Here is a 16913-nt window from a genome sequence, read left to right on the forward strand (position 1 = left end):
TGATTAAGTTTTGTGAAATTTTTGAAAGGTGTAGATGACAACATGACAGATAGAAAGATTATGATCACAGATTGTGATCATGACAATTTTGATGCAGAGAAAGCTGTCTTTTCAAACCAAGGTTATTCATTTGAATTACTTCAATGTAAGACAGAGGATGATGTCATTAATCAATGTCAAGGTGCTGTAGCGTTCATTAACCAATATGCACCAATTACAGAGAAGGTTTTTGCTAGTTTACCAGATTTGAAGTTTGTTGTACGCTATGGGGTTGGTGTTGATAACATTGATTTGAAAGCGGCAACAACATATGGCGTGCAGGTCTGTAATGTGCCTGACTATGGGACCAATGAAGTGGCCGATCATGCATTAGCCTTAATGTTAGCGTTAACAAGAAAAATTCCATTCATGAACCAGCTTGTGAAGAGTGGAACCTGGGATTATTCAAAGAGTGTTCCAGTCTTCCGCCACGGTGTTCAAACTGTTGGTATCATTGGCCTTGGTCGTATCGGAACAGCATTTGCTCAAAAAGTCCATGCACTTGGCTGTAGGGTCATTGTGAATGACATTAGCAAAAAGGAAATATATCCAGACTTTGTTGAGTTTGTATCACTTGAAGAATTGCTTAAACAATCAGATGTGGTTTCCATCCATTGTGGACTAGACACATCTAGAAATCTCATCAGTGAAAAAGAGCTTCAACTCATGAAACCGACGGCTTACCTTGTGAATGTTTCTCGCGGTGGCATCATTGATGAGGATGCATTAGATCTTGCACTTGAGGAAAAATGGATCGCCGGAGCGGCCATTGATGTGGCGAAGACTGAGCCAATGAGTGCAGAGGCTAAATTAATGAGACATGATAACTTCCTCATTACCCCGCACATGGCTTGGTATTCAGAAGAAGCAGCGGTCGAGCTGAAACGCAAGGTAGCAGAGGAAACAGTTAGATTTTTAAACGGTGAGCAGGTTCATTACCCTGTTAACCAGCTAGTTGTAGGTAGTAAGTAAATTTAAATATATAGGAGTGAAGGGAAAATGAAAAAGGGGTTAAAATTATTTTCAATTCTTGCAGTAGCAATCCTTATGATGTCAATCTTGGCAGCATGTGGAGGTGGAGGCTCTGAATCTGCTTCCAATGGCGATAAGAAGAGTACAAAGGTATTAAAATTAGGATTTAACCAACCAGAAAATCATCCACAGTATAAAGCGGTGGAGGAATTTAGTGAGAAATTTTACGAAGAAACTGACGGTGCATATAAGATTGAAATCTATCCAAACGAATTACTAGGTGCACAGCGTGAGGTTCTTGAATTAGTTCAATCTGGAACAGTTTCAATGTCAATCACTCCAGGAAGCTTATTGGAAAACTTAAATAAAGATTTCGTTGTCTTTAACTTACCATTTGTGTTTGATTCTGTTGAACACCAACAGGCTGTTCTTAATAACCAGGATGTGACAAGTGAGTTATATACATCATTAGAGGGCCAAGGTATAACTGTTCTAGGTGGTTTCCACGGTGGAGTGCGTAACGTCTATAATAGTGAGCAACCAATCAATACTCCCGAAGATTTAAAGGGTATGAAGATTCGCGTTATGGAATCTGACACAAACATTAAAATGATGGGACTCATGGGTGGCGTTGGTACACCAATGGGCCAAGGTGAAGTGTATACAGCGATTCAAGCGGGTGTTCTTGAAGGTGGAGAAAACAACGAGTTAATTTATAACAACTTAAAGCATGTTGAAATCGCACCATACTATTCTTACACAAAACACTTAATGGTTCCAGACTATCTTTTGATTAATGCAAATGTATTAAAAGAAATGTCTGAAGAGCACCAAAAGACATTCAAAGAAGGACTCGCTTCTACGTTTGACCGTGAATTTGAATTATTCGCAGAGTTCGTAGCAGAAGCTAAAGCAGCTGCAGAAGAGTCTGGTGCTAAATTTAACGATGTTGACATTAAAATCTTCCAAGACGCAGTTGCACCATTAATCGAAGAGAAATTAGAAAATGATGTCCAAAAAGGTTTATATGAGAAGGTTCGTGAATTGGCTCAATAAAGTGAAACTTCATTAAGGGGGGCTTTATCTCCCCCTTAATAATGCGGGAAAAACAATGGAGTGATTATATGAAAATCATCAAAAATACTTTAGACAAAATATTAAGTGTGATTTGCATTATTTTGTTCGCGGTCATGGTTATACTCGTTACTTGGCAAGTTATCACTCGGTTTATTTTTAATGATCCGAGTGCTTTTTCAGAAGAGCTTGCGAAGTACTGCTTTGTATGGCTCGGACTGTTTGGCTCTGCGTTTCTCTTTGGGGAAAACGGACATATGGCAATGGATTTACTTAATGGAAAGTTACCAAAACCATGGAGACTAGGTGTCGAGTTATTTATTCAGCTTATCATCATCGCGTTTGCTGCGATTGTTTTCATCAAAGGTGGAGGCGCTGCTACATCACTTGCAATGGGTCAAATTAACCCAAGCTTACATATTCCAATGGGCTATTTATATATAGGAATACCTGTGAGCGGTATCTTTATTATTTTCTATGCTGTGAATTGTATTTATTTAATTTTAACGAAAAAGCAAACTATAGAAGAGCAGCTACAATAACTTCTTTTGTAGGAAGGAGATAGAATATGGATCCGGTCGTCATTTCAGCCTCACTTATTATGTTGATAGGGCTTACACTCCTATTAATCATTGGTGCACCTGTTAGTATTGCTCTTGGGGTTCCATCCGTATTAGCAATGATTGTAATTGTTGGTTTTGATAACGGAATGCTAGCTTCTGCACAACGTATGTTTTCAGGAATAAATTCCTTTCCTCTTCTTGCCATCCCCTTCTTTGTTTTAGCTGGGGTCATCATGAATAACGGAGGAATTGCTACAAGATTAGTAAACTGTGCGAAGGTTCTAAGTGGTCGTATACCAGGATCTCTTGCACAGACGAACGTAATAGCTAATGCCATGTTTGGTTCGATTAGTGGATCGTCCGTTGCCGCTGTTGCAGCGGTAGGACAAACATTAACACCTGAAATGGAAAAGGACGGATATAAGAATGAGTTCTCTGCAGCAGTTAACGTTGCAGCAGCTCCATCAGGAATGCTTATTCCTCCTAGTAATACATTAATCGTGTACTCACTTGTAAGTGGTGGTACCTCAATTGCAGCCCTATTCATGGCAGGGTATATACCTGGTATCCTATGGGCACTTGCCTGTATGGTTGTTGCATTTATTATTTCAAAAAAACATGGGTACCGTAGCTCTGAACGAGTATCACTTAAAGTAGCGATTAAGACTATTCTTGATGCAATTCCTAGTTTGTTACTGGTTGTCATTGTTATTGGTGGGATTATCGGAGGAGTTTTTACTGCTACAGAAGGGGCAGCCATCGCTGTAGTGTATTCGTTGTTATTATCATTCATTTATCGTGCAGTTAAGATTAAGGATTTACCAAGAATCTTTTTAGAATCAACGAGAACAACTGCTCTGGTTACATTGTTAATCGCTGTATCATCCATCATGTCTTGGGTTATGGCTTTCACGAATATTCCAGGCTTAATGGGAGAAGCCATGCTCTCTTTGTCAGATAACCCAATCATCATTCTATTAATTATGAACATTGTGTTGTTATTTATCGGAACATTTATGGACCCAACTCCTGGAGTTCTTATTTTTACACCCATTTTTTTACCGATTGTAATGGAATTTGGAATGGATCCCGTTCATTTTGGAATTATTATCGTTATGAACATGGCTATTGGTAACATTTCGCCACCTGTTGGTAGCGTTTTATTCGTTGGGGCGAAGATCGCCAACGTGAAAGTCGAAAATATCATTATGCCGTTGATGCCATTCTTTGGGGCTTTGATTGTGGCATTATTGCTCGTTACATATATTCCAGAGCTGTCACTATGGCTTCCAAGATTATTTGGCTTGTAATTCTATCAAACTTTCAATCTTGTGTTGAACGAATGAGATTCAGCAAGGTTAAGACTGAAAAGAGGAGTGTTCGAATTGAAGGCAATCGTGTATGAAGGACCTCAAACTGTAGGTATTCATGAAAAAGAAGTGCCCACTGTTAAAGAAGGATGGGCTTTAATAAAAGCATCACATGCAGGCATTTGCGGTACAGATTTAATTATTTATGGCGGCACGCACCCACGTGCTGCCGCTCCTCTAATTCCGGGACACGAGTTTTCTGGGACCATTGTGAGTGGTCATCCGACATTACAGCCAGGGACTCCAGTAACAGTGAATCCATTACTAAGCTGTGGTACATGTCCACCATGTCAATCTGGTCAATCCCATGTGTGCGAAACTTTACAATTAGTCGGGATCGATTGTGACGGAGGGATGGGCGAATATGTCCAAGCACCAATTGATAAAATCATTCCACTACCAGAAGGCGTTTCTCTGAAGCTTGGTGCGTTGATGGAGCCAATTGCAGTAGGTGTCCACTCAGTGAGACAGGCTGGCTTTGTACCGGGAGATGAAGCTCTTGTCTATGGGGCAGGAACCATTGGTTTATGTGTTGCACTATCCTTGAAAAATCTTGGTGCACGTAGAGTTGTGATTGTAGAAACAAACCCTGACCGTATTAAAAAAGCGGAGGAGCTTGGATTTACAGCCATCAATTCTCTTACACAAGAAGTGAAGGAAGTCGTCGAGCTAGAGACAAAAGGCAGTGGCTTTGACTTTGTCTTTGATTGTGCCGGTCACCCTGCTGTAGCAGCTCAGCTTACCGAAGTTGTAAAAGTAAGAGGAACCGTTGTGGTCGTAGCTTCTTATAAAAATCCAGCCGCACTTCAATTGCAGCAAGGAATGTTTAAAGAACTTTCGATTCGATTCGTTCGCGTCTATACACATAAGGATTTTGAAATCGCGGCAGAGCTAGTCGCGAAGGAACCAAACTTCGAAAAAATCATTACACATGTCCTCCCACCTGAAGAAGCACAAAAGGGATTTGAGCTGTTAACAACCCCAAGCGATGCTGTTAAGGTCATGTACCATTTTGAATGAGGTGAGGAAATGAATAAATTATTTGATTTAACAGGAAAAGTAGCCGTTGTAACTGGCGGTACGCGCGGTCTTGGTAAAGATATTGCCGTTGGACTTGCAAGTGCAGGTGCAGATGTAGTCGTTGTAGCCCGTACGATAAAAGAAGTCGTTCTTGAAGAAATTCGAAGTCAAGGTGTGAAAGCGGTTGGAATTTCATATGATCTTGGTGATGTTGAAGGGCTTGATGGTCTCGTTGACCAAATTATCGGTGAAATGGGCAAAATTGATATTTTAGTAAATAATGCAGGTGTTCAACGAAGACATCCTTCTGTAGAGTTTCCAAAAGAAGATTGGGATCATGTCATGGATGTCAACGCAAACTCTGTCTTTTTCCTATGCCAGAAGGTTGGCAAGCATATGATAGAACAAGGCAAGGGTAAGATTATTAATCTAGCTTCAATGCTTTCATTCTTTGGGGGCTTTACGGTACCTGCCTATGCGGCAAGTAAGGGTGCAGTTATGCAATTTTCAAAGGCATTGGCAAACGAATGGGCAAAGCATCGTGTGAATGTCAACTGTATCGCGCCAGGCTATATGGCAACTGAAATGAATTCAGCGTTGATTGCTGATGAATCACGTAATAAAGAAATTTTAGCTCGTATTCCGGCTGGACGTTGGGGAACTGGTGAGGATTTACAAGGTGCTGCGATCTTTTTAGCCTCAGATGCATCCGATTATCTCCACGGGTTTACAATTGCAGTCGATGGAGGCTATTTGGGCAGATAAACCTTGATAAAAGGAGGACAATACGATGTCATTACAAAAGGTGCGATGGGGAATTATTGGCTGTGGGGATGTTACCGAAGTTAAAAGTGGACCAGCATTTCAAAAAGTTGAGAATTCGGAACTAGTTGCAGTTATGCGAAGAACAGGTTCACTTGCGAAGGATTATGCAGAACGTCATAACGTTCCAAAATGGTATGACGATGCAGATGCACTCATTAACGATCCTGAGGTTGATGCTGTCTACATTGCAACACCACCTGGATCACATAAGGAATATACGATTAAGGTTGCAGCCGCAGGCAAGCCAGTGTATGTTGAAAAGCCAATGGCGTTAAACAGTGCTGAATGTGAAGAAATGATTGCCGTATGTCAGGAATCGGGAGTGCCATTATATGTTTCCTTTTATCGACGCGCAATGCCAAGGTTTTTGAAAATCAAGGAATTACTTGAAGCGAATGCAATTGGTGAGGTTCGTTTTGTTAAAACTACTCAGTATCAACAGGTATCTGAGGATTTATTAGACAAGGATAATCTACCATGGCGTGTGCAACCAGACCTAGCGGGTGGAGGATTATTCTTCGATTTAGCGAGCCATACCATTGATATATTGGACTTTTTACTTGGACCCATTTCAGATGTACATGGCTTTGCGTCCAATCAATCAGGACATTACGAGGCAGAGGATATTGTGACTGGAACCTATTTATTTGAATCAGGTGTTCACGGGGTAGGCAGCTGGTGTTATTCGGCCTTTGATAATGTAGACATGAATGAAATCATTGGAAGTAAGGGAAAGATTTCTTTTTCCACCTTTAGTAATGACCCGATAGTGTTTACAACTGCGGAAGGTGCGCAGGAATGGAGTTTTGAGCAGCCAATGCATGTTCATCAGCCTTTGATCGAAACAATTGTTGCGGATTTAACGGGGCTGGATTCATATTGCTCTTGCACTGGTTCGACCGCGTTACGTACGAGTAAGGTCATGGACGAAATGGTGAAGAATCACTATCAGGAATAACCTGCGAGTTTACATTGGAGGAATCATTATGATTATTGATAAATTATCAAATGCTCATTTATATGAAGGAGTGCGACCGCGTTTGAAAATGGCACTCGATTATTTGCGTGAACATGATATAGCCGCACTTCCTGTTGGGGAGTATGAAATTGATGGACATCAGGTGTTTATCCAAATTCATGAGTATGAAACAAAAAGCAGTGAGGAAGCACGCTTTGAATGCCACGCTCGCTATGCAGATGTGCAATACATTATTCATGGTGAGGAAAAAATGGGTTACACAAATGTAGAGAATACAAAAGTTGTTGAAGAGCTGAAGGAAAAAGACCTTTATTTCTTGGAAACAACTGCGGAAGACCGGATTCTTGTAAAAGAAGGGATGTTCGCACTCTTTACTCCGGAAGATGCTCATATGCCAGGGATGTACGTAAGTACTCCAAAGCCAGTAAAAAAAGCTGTTGTAAAAGTGCTTTGGAATGAATGATTGGAGGAAATAGCTGTGTACCCTGAACTTGTAACAATTGGGGAATCAATGGTAGTATTTGAGCCAGCTACTGATGGACCATTAAGATATGTCCCTCAGTTTAATAAAAAGTTTGGGGGAGCTGAGTCCAATGTAGCAATTGGTGTTACTAGACTTGGGAAATCCGCTGGCTGGATTAGTCAGGTAGGGGACGATGAACTTGGTCAGTATTTAGTTTCATCGATTCGTGGTGAAGGTGTGGATACTTCCCGTGTTTTATACGATGCTAGCTCTGCAACAGGCCTTTATATAAAAGAAAGAATCCGAGCAGGTTCAACCCAAGTGTACTATTATCGTAGCGGTTCAGCAGCAAGTAGACTGCAAAAAGAACAAATTGACTGGAATTATGTCAGTAACGCAAAAATCCTTCATCTTTCAGGAATTACTCCTTTTTTAAGCGAAAATTGCTTGGAAGTTGTATATGAAGCACTCAAGATTGCAAAAGAAAATGGCATCCTAGTGTCATTTGATCCTAATTTGCGGTTTAAATTGATGGAAAAATCCACGAATGCAAAGGAAATCGTTCTAGGTCTTGCTAGACAGGCAGATATTTTTATGCCAGGAATTGATGAAGCTGAATATTTAATTGGGTCTAGAGACTATAAGGAGATTTCTAGTTATTTTTTACAAGCAGGTGTATCTAAAGTTGTGATAAAAAATGGTGAAATCGAGACATACTATCACTCAACGGATGAAGGAGCGGGGATAGTGCCGAGCTTAAAGGTGGATCAGGTGATCGACCCAGTCGGAGCCGGCGATGGATTCGCTGCTGGGGTGCTGGCTGAATTGCTTGATGGGAAATCACTACAAGAAGCGGTTAAACTAGGGTCAACAATTGGAGCATTGGTTGTAACTGTTAAAGGAGATTTCGAAGGACTGCCTGATAGAATTGCGATTGACAGATTCAGCGGGAAATACAGTGATGTATTAAGATAGGAAATATCACGTAAAAGGTTGAATCCTCTTGCTAAAAAGTGTTATTTTCCATTACTCTAATAATAGAATGAATGATTGAAAGGTGAGAGGTTATTTTGGAACATGTAACGGATTTACAAGGTGCTTCGTTAGGGGAAAAAATCGCATATGATCTTCGATTGCAAATCATTAAAGGTACCGTTAAAAATGAGGAAACTTTATCAGAAAATCAAATAGCATCTAAATTTGGTACGAGTCGATCTCCAGTTAGGGAAGCATTAAAAATCCTGCAGCATGAAGGGTTGATTCGCCTTGAGAGAATGGGAGCAGTGGTACAAGGTTTAACCCCTAAAAATATGAGTGAGTTATATGATGTACGGATATTAATTGAAAACTTTGCAATTAAAAAACTTCTGGCAGGTAACTGCGAAACGACTGTTCAAAAACTTGACGTCATAATCGATAAAATGGAAATGGCTGCTAAGCACAGGAACTTTGAGGAGTTTTCTTATTATGATATACAATTTCATGAAACGATTATAGTTGATACGGGCCATGAAAGAATTTTTCATCTATGGAATAGCATTCGGCAAATTGTGTATGCAGCAATGTTTGTTGCAACTGAAAAAAGATTTTTAACTAACGCACATGAAATTGAACCTTTATTGAAACAGCATCGAGAAATTATACAGTTTTTAAGTTTAAAAGATAGAAAACAAATTGAAAAAATATTAAACGCGCATTTTGAAGATATGATTGACAGTGTTGGAAAAAGTATATCAAAGGGACAGTAAGTATCTGAATGTAGGAACAAGCATAGGAAAAATCCTTAATCTTTCAGGGCGTTACTGTCCGGTTTAAATATTTTTTTTAACTTCTTACTTGTCGACAAGTATACCGAGGTGCAACGGGAAAATTGCATAATACGGCTAGATAAGGAGGAGAGGGATTAATGAAAGTAATCATGATTAATAAGCCATTTGAGGTGGAAATCAAAGAAGTACCGAAGCCTGAAATCGCCGATGGAAAAGACGTTATCATTAAGGTTATAGCAGGGGGAATTTGTGGATCAGATGTAGGCATTTATAATGGAACGAACTCTCTTGCGACATATCCTAGAATAATCGGTCACGAATTTGGTGGCATTGTTGAGTCTATTGGGGACAAGGTAACGAAGGTTAAAGTGGGTGACTTAGTTGCTGTTGATAATGTCAATAGCTGTGGAACATGCTACGCCTGCCGTACAGGTCATCATAATGTGTGCTCCACTGTTGAAGTAACTGGAGTACATCGCGACGGTGGTTTTGCTGAATACGTAAAAACAATCGAAGAAAATGCCTATCAGGTAAACAAGGACAACATCAACCCACTTCATGTGGCACTTGTCGAGCCGTATTCAATTGGGGTAGAAGTAAATGAACGTGGCCGAATTACTAAAGGAGATAAAGTGTTAGTGATGGGCTCTGGCCCAATTGGGATAGCTGTCATGCAAGTGGCTAAATCACGCGGTGCTGAAGTAATGATGACAGATCTTGTGAACAACCGTTTGGAACGTGCAACTGCAATGGGAGCAGACAAGGTCGTAAATGTCGGCGAAGAAAATTTGGTAGAAGCTGTTCGAGAGTTTACTGATGGGGAAGGAATTCCCGTGGTAGTTGACTCAGTATGTATACCAAAAAGTTTGGAAGAAGCATTGAAATTAGTTTCTCCTGCAGGCCGAATTGTAGTATTGGGAACTGGAAACAAACCGTCAGAAATAGCTCAAGTAGTCATTACAAAAAAGGGTGTAGATGTTGTAGGATCCCGGTTAAATAATTTCCGATTTCCACAAGTTATAGAATTAATAGAAACAGGTAACCTTACGCCGGAAAAAATGCATACCCATACCTTTGAATTTACTGATGTCAAAGCAGCGTTAGAAGAAGTAATGAATAATAAGGATGAGGTATGTAAGGTTGTCTTGACGTTTTAAATAGATACCGGCAAGAATGATATGTTCATTTATAGGTCTAAACAACCGACTTAAGTAGGAATAATCCGACCTTCGACTCATTTTTACAGAAAATAAAGGAATTTGTCGCATTCCTGTGTAATTTGTAAAAATGAGGCTATGAAAAGGGAGGATATGGAATGAAGAAAATGGTCAAGTTTTTAGGAATTGTGCTTGTGCTGTTGATGCTTGCTCTGCCTGGAAACACGGCGTTTGCACATGGGGATGATTGCGAATGTGGGGTAACCTATTTACAAGGGGCAGAACGCAACAAGGCTGTGGCAGACACATTGAAGCTGACAGAGTTTAAGAATGTGAAATCAGACCTAGGCAAACAGGGCTATGAGTTTACTGGCGCGGACCAGGTGATGGTAGTTAAGATGCCTGCTCCAGATGGGAATGTCTTTACCATCGTCGCTGTTCCGTTTGTTCATAAAAATGGAGATGTGTTGTTCGCAGGCTTTACGAATGGGAAATTTGCTGGATTTCAAGGAGAACCAATGGAATAAGATGAATTATTTAACCCCTGACATCAAGTTGGGGGTTTTGTCATAAAGTTGTCACGATTTTCCTTTGCAAAATTTAGCGAATAGTGTAAAATGGATTTTAATTGGAAAATAAGATTGGTAGGTAAAAAGTATGAGTGCCGAACAACTTTTAAACATTATGATAGAAATTCAGAAAAAAGTAGAAGAAACAGCTACTATTACAACAGAAGAGGTTATGCAGGACCTCATTGGTAGATTGAAAGAGTGTCAATCCGCTTAAGTCATAAAATACCGCAAATCGAAGTCAGAGGAGAAACTCTGGCTTTTTCGTATTTCTGTAAATATAAAGCCCTTTCAAAACCTGTGAAAATATGAGAATATAGATTTGTTAAGCATCTGAACAAATAGGAGGAACTCTGATGAAGAAGGTTCGTTTTGGTGTTTTATCTACAGCAAAAATTGCGCGAAATACATTGATTCCAGCGATGGATCGTGCGCACAATGCGCAAGCTTTGGCTGTTGCGAGTGAAAGTGGGAAGGCGAAGGATTTTGCAGCAGAACTTGGCATCCTAAAATCTTATGATTCCTACACAGATTTATTAAATGATCCTGAAATTGATGCAGTGTATATTCCACTTCCAAATCAACTACATAAACAATGGGCAATTGAAGCTGCGAAGCACGGCAAGCATGTGCTTTGTGAAAAGCCAGCTGCTTTGACATCACATGACGTTGAAGAAATGGCTGCTGCTTTTAAAGAAAATAATGTGATTTTTATGGAAGCATTTATGTATCAATTCCATCCTCAGCATAACCGAGTGAAGGAAATTATTGCGGCAGGTGAAATTGGCGATGTGAAACTGATTCGTTCATCATTCTCCTTCCCTCATGATTTAAATTCAGGCAGTATTAAAATGCAAAAGGATCTTGGTGGCGGTGTGCTGTACGATGTCGGCTGCTACTGCATCCATGCAAGTCGCTTAATCACAGGAGAAGAGCCATTTGAAGTGAAGGCAACAGCGAATTTTCATCCGACACATGCTGTCGATATTACCGCAGCTGGTACATTGAAGTTCGAAAGTGGCGTGATTGCGAATTTTGATGTGAGCTTTGAGCAAGCATTTAAGGCATCATATGAGGTTGTTGGTACGAAAGGTTCTATTCTAGCGAAGCATGCTTTCCGTCCAGACAATGAAGGTGGAAACGGAGTGCTTGTTGTGAATGCTGAAACTGGACAGCGTGAAGAAACAATTCAAGGTGACCAATACAAGCTTCAAGTGGAGCATTTTGCAGACTGTGTTCTTTCCAATAAACAGCCGTTCTACAGTGTGGAAGAAACGTTGAAAAATATGCGTGTAATTGAACAGGCGCTTGCGTCTGCTCGCAAATAAAAGTCAGCCTCCGGGTTGGCTTTTTTGTTTCTTCCTCTTTTTCCTGTTTATATTTTTAAATACTGTCGTTAACGTGCTCTTTACTGTCGATAATCTTAATATACTGTTTTTAACCCGAAAATACTGTTTTTATCAAATCCCTCCCTCACTAAATCTATTAAAACTTTTTCTATCAAAAATGTATATCTATCAAAATTGTGGCAATACTAGATTACTAGTGATAGAGCGTTTACAAGTGGAACCGTCCCCCTGGTTCCTAAAATTGGAGGGATTCTATGATGAAAACAAGTGTTGAGTTACCAGAGGTGCTACCGGTGAGTAAGGATGAGTTTTTGAAATTATTGTTTGATTTAGTAGTAAAAAAGTAATAGAAAACACGGTGTCGAGTATTGTTGAAAAGTGCAAAAGCTTATATACTATAGGTAGAAAATCATATATTTGAAGACTAGGGCAAACCATGATCGCCTGGCAACTAAATATGTAAGCGTTTAGGCCAATCAAGTGGAGTTGGCTTTATTTTTTTGCTTGTTTTTCAATAATCAATAAGAAAGAGGTACCACAGATGAAAAGTATTCGCACGCGGTTATTTGCTAGCTTTTTTACTATTATTGTCCTTTGTATTGGTTTAGCAATCTATAATTATTTTGCTGTGTCCAGTATGAATCAAAAGACGGACGACATGGTGTCCGAGGAACTCACTGTTTTACTAGAATATGATAATTTGAAATACAATATTGCACAGAGCATTGCGCTAGCTCGAGGCTATGTATTATACGGAGAATCTACCTATAGAGACGACTATGCTATCTTTTCTGTGGAATACGATCTAACCAGCCGACAGTTAACCTCGATGAAGATCAAAGAGGTTGAGGGCCTATTGCGCGAGACGAAACAATGGCGTGACATGATTGATGAATATGTGTTTATCCCTTATGAAAGTGGCAATACCGAGGTTGCGAAGCATAATCTGCAGACCCATATCCAGCCGGCAGCAAGGAGCTTGATGGATAAAGTTGAAAAGCTATCACATGACCGCGAACGACAAATTGCGTCAACTGGTAAGGAAGTTGTGAATTACGGTGAGATGGCGAACATCGTTGGACTTGCGGTAGGTGTTTTGGCGGTTATTTTAGGAACGATTATTTCAATTTTCACATCCGAGGTGATTGCAAGACCAGTGAAAAATGTGGCAACTCGGATGAAGGCAATTTCGAATGGAGAGCTTCATGCTGAGCCTATTAAAACGAAGCTGAAGGATGAAATCGGCCAACTTGTAACAGCGGTCAATGATATGAACGTAAACATAAGTGGAATGGTCAAGCAAATGGCTGTCGTTTCAGATAATGTGACCGGCCAAAGTGAGGAATTGACCCAGTATGCGGATGAGGTCATGGCAGGTAGTCAGCAAATCGCAGTCACGATGGAAGAACTCTCACGCGGTGCTGAGGACCAGGCATCTTCTTCAACCATTTTAATTGAAAAAATGTCCGATTTCTCGCAGGAAATCATGCAAGTCGCGGTTCAGGGCGACGGGATTAAGGAACATTCACAAGGCATGCTAGCACTGACAAATGATGGTAGCTCCTATATGGATACATCGATTCAACAGATGAACAGCATCCACGAAAAAATGAAACAGTCCCACGGGATGGTCGTTGGGTTGGATAATAAAACGAATGAAATTACAAAGCTTGTGAATGTAATTCAAGAAATTGCAGGACAAACGAATCTTTTAGCGTTGAATGCAGCAATTGAGGCTGCTCGGGCAGGCGAACACGGAAAAGGCTTCGCGGTAGTCGCGGACGAGGTTCGTAAGCTCGCAGAACAGGTTGGAAAATCTGTAGCTGAAATTACTGTGATTGTAAAAGACATCCAGAGTGAATCAAAGCAAGTCGTTCAATCCTTGGATGACGGCTACCAGTCTGTTGAAGAAGGTACAGCGCAAATCCAAACAACTGGTAAAACTTTTAATGAGTTGAAGCAGAAAATCGATGATATCGGCACCCGAATCGAGGCAATGTCCAACTCACTCTATGGTGTTCTAGATGACACAAGAGAGATCAGCGGTGCTATCGAAGGAATCGCTACTGTGGCAGAAGAATCCGCAGCGGGCGTCGAAGAAGTATCCGCAACTGCTCAACAATCCAGCAGCTCTATGGAAGAAGTTTCAAAAAGTGCCAAACAACTCGAAGAAAACGCTGGCGAACTAAACACACTAATCCAGCGATTTAAGTTGAAGTAAACTTTCAAAATTTGGTATATTAAAGGAAAAAGAGAGAGGAAAATCCTACGGTGGTAAATATCGGAGACATTCTTTTTCAATTATTTGCACTTCTCGTTCCACTTAGTTTTGTTGCGGTTCTCGTCTATGTCGTGCGTTTTTCTAAGCGAGTCAAACGGATGGAAACAAAGCTAGATGAAATTTCAAAAAAGGTAGAATAAAGACTTGGGAGATGATCTCAAGTCTTTTTTTTGAGGAATAACTGTGATTGATACATTAAGGAAGATTGCGGCAGCCATTGGTAATCGATAAATTGAAGTACGTGAAGCATCCGGGGTTACTTGAGCGTGCTTTGAAACAGCCATTGCCTTTTGAGAATAGAAAAAAGGTGGAAAAGTTACTGGGATAGAAAAGGATGCCATGACATCCTTTAATCAACAATTTCACACCACACCATTCAAATTTTTGAACCAAACCAGCAATTTGTGCTGGTTTTCTTCATATTTATTTTGAAAATCAATTGAATAAATATAAAAATTGTTCAGACTTTTCTTGACAGTCATTAGAAAATCATATACTTTGGAATAGAGGAGATATCCATCAAAAAAAATAAAAAAGGAGTAAATATCCACACAAACACTCCAATATATCCAAATTACTATATAAGAAAAGGCTAACGCACCCTAGGTCAGCTTTTCTTGTGTTAATATTTAATCATTTTAAAGCGCTTTCGTAGAATCGGAAAAATAATCAAAAGTAGGGTGACTACATGAAAAAAGAAGAATTCTTTAAGTTAATCAAGAATGAATTGATCGTATCTTGTCAAGCGTACTCTGGCGAACCATTGTTTGGCTCCAATATAATGGCGAAGATGAGTCTTGCGGCTAAAAAGGGTGGAGCAGTTGCAATAAGAGCGAATGGGAAGGAAGACATTATCGCCATTCGAAAGGAAACAGGTCTTCCAACTCTAGGCATAGTCAAGAGAGAATATGAAGATAGTGACGTTTACATCACACCAACGCTGAAGGAAGTACAAGAGTTAATAGAATCTGGTACGGAAGTGATTGCCCTTGATGCAACAAGACAAGTCAGACCCAGTAACGTTTTGTTAGAAGAATTAATTACCTACATTAGAACGAATAGCAATTGTCTCATTATGGGTGACATTTCAACAGCATCAGAAGGGGAATATGCAATTGAAGTAGGATGTGATTTTATTTCAACAACATTGTCAGGCTATACGCCATATAGTAGGCAACAAAAGGAAACCGATTTCAAATTGATTGAGGAATTAGCATCGAATCCTAATTTAGTGGTAGTGGCAGAAGGTAGAATAACTACCCCAAAGGAAGCAAAAAGAGCAATCAAATGTGGAGCCCATTCAGTAGTAGTAGGGACCTCAATCACAAGACCTACCCTAATAACCAAGAATTTTGTGGATGAAATAAGAACAGTATCGCTTGAAAGTATATAAAAAATTTCTTTTAAAAAGAGGGATGAATCAATGGTAAAAACGAGAATAGGTGTTATTGGATTAGGATCAATTTCGGATATGCATTTGAAATCGTATTCAGAAAATGAAAATGTTGAAATCTATGCAACGTGTGATGTTAATAAAGAACGTGCACAAGTAACAGCAGAAAAATATGGAGCAAGGTATGCATATTCAGATTATCATGAGCTTTTAGCAAACGAGGAGATAGATGCAGTGAGTATCTGTACCTGGAACAATACCCATGCAGAAATTAGTATTGCTGCGTTAAAAGCTGGAAAACACGTATTATGTGAAAAACCACTTGCTAAAACAGTTGAAGAAGCAAAAGAAATTGAAAAAGCAGTTCAACAGTCTGGGAAGATTCTCCAAGTTGGATTTGTAAGAAGATATACAAACAACACAAATCTACTAAAACGGTTTATAGATAATGATGATATTGGAGAAATCTATTACGCGAAAGCAAGCTGTCTTAGAAGACTAGGAAATCCCGGCGGATGGTTCGCCGACGAGGAACGTTCGGGCGGCGGACCGTTGATTGATATTGGTGTTCATGTTATCGATATATGCTGGTATCTAATGGGGCGACCAAAGGTTAAATCAATTAGTGGAAATACATATTACAAATTAGGCAATCGGTCCAATGTGAAAAATCTTTCTTACTATAAAGCAGCCGATTATAACCCTGATAATAATAACGTTGAGGATATGGCGAATGCCTTAATACGATTTGAAAATGGTGCATCACTATTAGTTGATGTAAGCTTTACCCTCCATGCAAGTAAAGACGAGCTATCGGTGAAGCTCTATGGTGAAAAAGGTGGTGCCGAATTAGAACCAGAATTGCTAATTGTTTCTGAGAAGCACGACACAATCTTAAACATCACCCCACAAATTGATACTTTATCTTTCGATTTTAACCAAGCTTTTCAAGGGGAAATTGATAGCTTCATCGATGCTATTCAAAATGGTACAGATATTATTAGTCCTGTCGAGGATGGGGTAGAAATGATGAAAATATTATGTGGAATCTATGAATCTAGTAAAACTAGAAAGGAAATAATCTTTTAGG

General features: G+C 39.8%; 18 protein-coding genes. All 18 read left to right on the forward strand.

Going from position 1 to position 16913, the window contains the following annotated elements:
- Positions 1-42 precede the first annotated feature (42 nt).
- Positions 43-1011, forward strand: a complete 969-nt coding sequence (locus V7097_RS03955) for a C-terminal binding protein (RefSeq protein WP_335702291.1) — start codon at positions 43-45, stop codon at positions 1009-1011.
- A 27-nt stretch (positions 1012-1038) separates the two neighbouring features.
- On the forward strand, positions 1039-2067 hold the full coding sequence (locus V7097_RS03960; protein WP_335702292.1) for a TRAP transporter substrate-binding protein: 1029 nt from the start codon (positions 1039-1041) through the stop codon (positions 2065-2067).
- A gap of 68 nt (positions 2068-2135) precedes the next feature.
- Positions 2136-2627, forward strand: coding sequence for a TRAP transporter small permease (locus V7097_RS03965; protein WP_335702293.1), 492 nt, complete (start codon positions 2136-2138; stop codon positions 2625-2627).
- A gap of 26 nt (positions 2628-2653) precedes the next feature.
- Positions 2654-3958 carry a TRAP transporter large permease gene (locus tag V7097_RS03970; RefSeq protein WP_335702294.1) on the forward strand — a complete coding sequence of 435 codons (1305 nt, stop codon included), beginning with the start codon at positions 2654-2656 and terminating at the stop codon, positions 3956-3958.
- Between the two features lie 75 nt (positions 3959-4033).
- Positions 4034-5038 carry a zinc-dependent alcohol dehydrogenase gene (locus V7097_RS03975; RefSeq protein ID WP_438824194.1) on the forward strand — a complete coding sequence of 335 codons (1005 nt, stop codon included), beginning with the start codon at positions 4034-4036 and terminating at the stop codon, positions 5036-5038.
- 9 nt (positions 5039-5047) lie between these two features.
- A complete protein-coding gene (locus tag V7097_RS03980; RefSeq protein ID WP_335702296.1) occupies positions 5048-5803 on the forward strand; it encodes an SDR family oxidoreductase in 756 nt (251 codons plus the stop codon).
- 25 nt (positions 5804-5828) lie between these two features.
- A complete protein-coding gene (locus V7097_RS03985; protein ID WP_335702297.1) occupies positions 5829-6821 on the forward strand; it encodes a Gfo/Idh/MocA family protein in 993 nt (330 codons plus the stop codon).
- A gap of 28 nt (positions 6822-6849) precedes the next feature.
- On the forward strand, positions 6850-7305 hold the full coding sequence (locus tag V7097_RS03990) for a YhcH/YjgK/YiaL family protein (RefSeq protein WP_335702298.1): 456 nt from the start codon (positions 6850-6852) through the stop codon (positions 7303-7305).
- Positions 7306-7320: 15 nt separating this feature from the next.
- Positions 7321-8280 (forward strand): sugar kinase, encoded by a 960-nt coding sequence (locus tag V7097_RS03995; protein ID WP_335702299.1) that lies wholly within the window; start codon positions 7321-7323, stop codon positions 8278-8280.
- A 95-nt stretch (positions 8281-8375) separates the two neighbouring features.
- Complete coding sequence (locus V7097_RS04000; protein ID WP_335702300.1) at positions 8376-9053, forward strand: GntR family transcriptional regulator; 678 nt, start codon at positions 8376-8378, stop codon at positions 9051-9053.
- A 158-nt stretch (positions 9054-9211) separates the two neighbouring features.
- Entirely contained in the window at positions 9212-10231 is a 1020-nt protein-coding gene (locus V7097_RS04005) for a zinc-binding alcohol dehydrogenase family protein (RefSeq protein ID WP_335702301.1), read from the forward strand.
- A 158-nt stretch (positions 10232-10389) separates the two neighbouring features.
- The gene (locus V7097_RS04010; protein WP_335702302.1) at positions 10390-10758 is read left to right on the forward strand and encodes a hypothetical protein; all 369 of its coding nucleotides are present in this window, start codon (positions 10390-10392) and stop codon (positions 10756-10758) included.
- A 130-nt stretch (positions 10759-10888) separates the two neighbouring features.
- Positions 10889-11017, forward strand: a complete 129-nt coding sequence (locus V7097_RS04015) for a hypothetical protein (RefSeq protein WP_335702303.1) — start codon at positions 10889-10891, stop codon at positions 11015-11017.
- 139 nt (positions 11018-11156) lie between these two features.
- Positions 11157-12128, forward strand: coding sequence for a Gfo/Idh/MocA family protein (locus V7097_RS04020; RefSeq protein WP_335702304.1), 972 nt, complete (start codon positions 11157-11159; stop codon positions 12126-12128).
- Between the two features lie 562 nt (positions 12129-12690).
- Positions 12691-14370, forward strand: a complete 1680-nt coding sequence (locus tag V7097_RS04025) for a methyl-accepting chemotaxis protein (RefSeq protein ID WP_335702305.1) — start codon at positions 12691-12693, stop codon at positions 14368-14370.
- 50 nt (positions 14371-14420) lie between these two features.
- Entirely contained in the window at positions 14421-14570 is a 150-nt protein-coding gene (locus V7097_RS04030; protein ID WP_335702306.1) for a hypothetical protein, read from the forward strand.
- Positions 14571-15118: 548 nt separating this feature from the next.
- Positions 15119-15823, forward strand: coding sequence for an N-acetylmannosamine-6-phosphate 2-epimerase (locus tag V7097_RS04035; RefSeq protein ID WP_335702307.1), 705 nt, complete (start codon positions 15119-15121; stop codon positions 15821-15823).
- Between the two features lie 30 nt (positions 15824-15853).
- Positions 15854-16912, forward strand: a complete 1059-nt coding sequence (locus V7097_RS04040; RefSeq protein ID WP_335702308.1) for a Gfo/Idh/MocA family protein — start codon at positions 15854-15856, stop codon at positions 16910-16912.
- Position 16913 lies beyond the last annotated feature (1 nt).

Source organism: Bacillus sp. JJ1562, from assembly GCF_036962705.1.
Lineage (GTDB): Bacteria > Bacillota > Bacilli > Bacillales > Bacillaceae_L > Ferdinandcohnia.

Bases quoted from the DNA above. Each gene is read 5' to 3' on its own strand.
- V7097_RS04040 (WP_335702308.1), top strand. From the start codon at position 15,854: ATGGTAAAAACGAGAATAGGTGTTATTGGATTAGGATCAATTTCGGAT.
- V7097_RS03965 (WP_335702293.1), top strand. From the start codon at position 2,136: ATGAAAATCATCAAAAATACTTTAGACAAAATATTAAGTGTGATTTGC.
- V7097_RS03955 (WP_335702291.1), top strand. From the start codon at position 43: ATGACAGATAGAAAGATTATGATCACAGATTGTGATCATGACAATTTT.
- V7097_RS03970 (WP_335702294.1), top strand. From the start codon at position 2,654: ATGGATCCGGTCGTCATTTCAGCCTCACTTATTATGTTGATAGGGCTT.
- V7097_RS03960 (WP_335702292.1), top strand. From the start codon at position 1,039: ATGAAAAAGGGGTTAAAATTATTTTCAATTCTTGCAGTAGCAATCCTT.
- V7097_RS03990 (WP_335702298.1), top strand. From the start codon at position 6,850: ATGATTATTGATAAATTATCAAATGCTCATTTATATGAAGGAGTGCGA.
- V7097_RS03985 (WP_335702297.1), top strand. From the start codon at position 5,829: ATGTCATTACAAAAGGTGCGATGGGGAATTATTGGCTGTGGGGATGTT.
- V7097_RS03980 (WP_335702296.1), top strand. From the start codon at position 5,048: ATGAATAAATTATTTGATTTAACAGGAAAAGTAGCCGTTGTAACTGGC.
- V7097_RS04015 (WP_335702303.1), top strand. From the start codon at position 10,889: ATGAGTGCCGAACAACTTTTAAACATTATGATAGAAATTCAGAAAAAA.
- V7097_RS04035 (WP_335702307.1), top strand. From the start codon at position 15,119: ATGAAAAAAGAAGAATTCTTTAAGTTAATCAAGAATGAATTGATCGTA.
- V7097_RS04005 (WP_335702301.1), top strand. From the start codon at position 9,212: ATGAAAGTAATCATGATTAATAAGCCATTTGAGGTGGAAATCAAAGAA.
- V7097_RS04025 (WP_335702305.1), top strand. From the start codon at position 12,691: ATGAAAAGTATTCGCACGCGGTTATTTGCTAGCTTTTTTACTATTATT.
- V7097_RS04020 (WP_335702304.1), top strand. From the start codon at position 11,157: ATGAAGAAGGTTCGTTTTGGTGTTTTATCTACAGCAAAAATTGCGCGA.
- V7097_RS04010 (WP_335702302.1), top strand. From the start codon at position 10,390: ATGAAGAAAATGGTCAAGTTTTTAGGAATTGTGCTTGTGCTGTTGATG.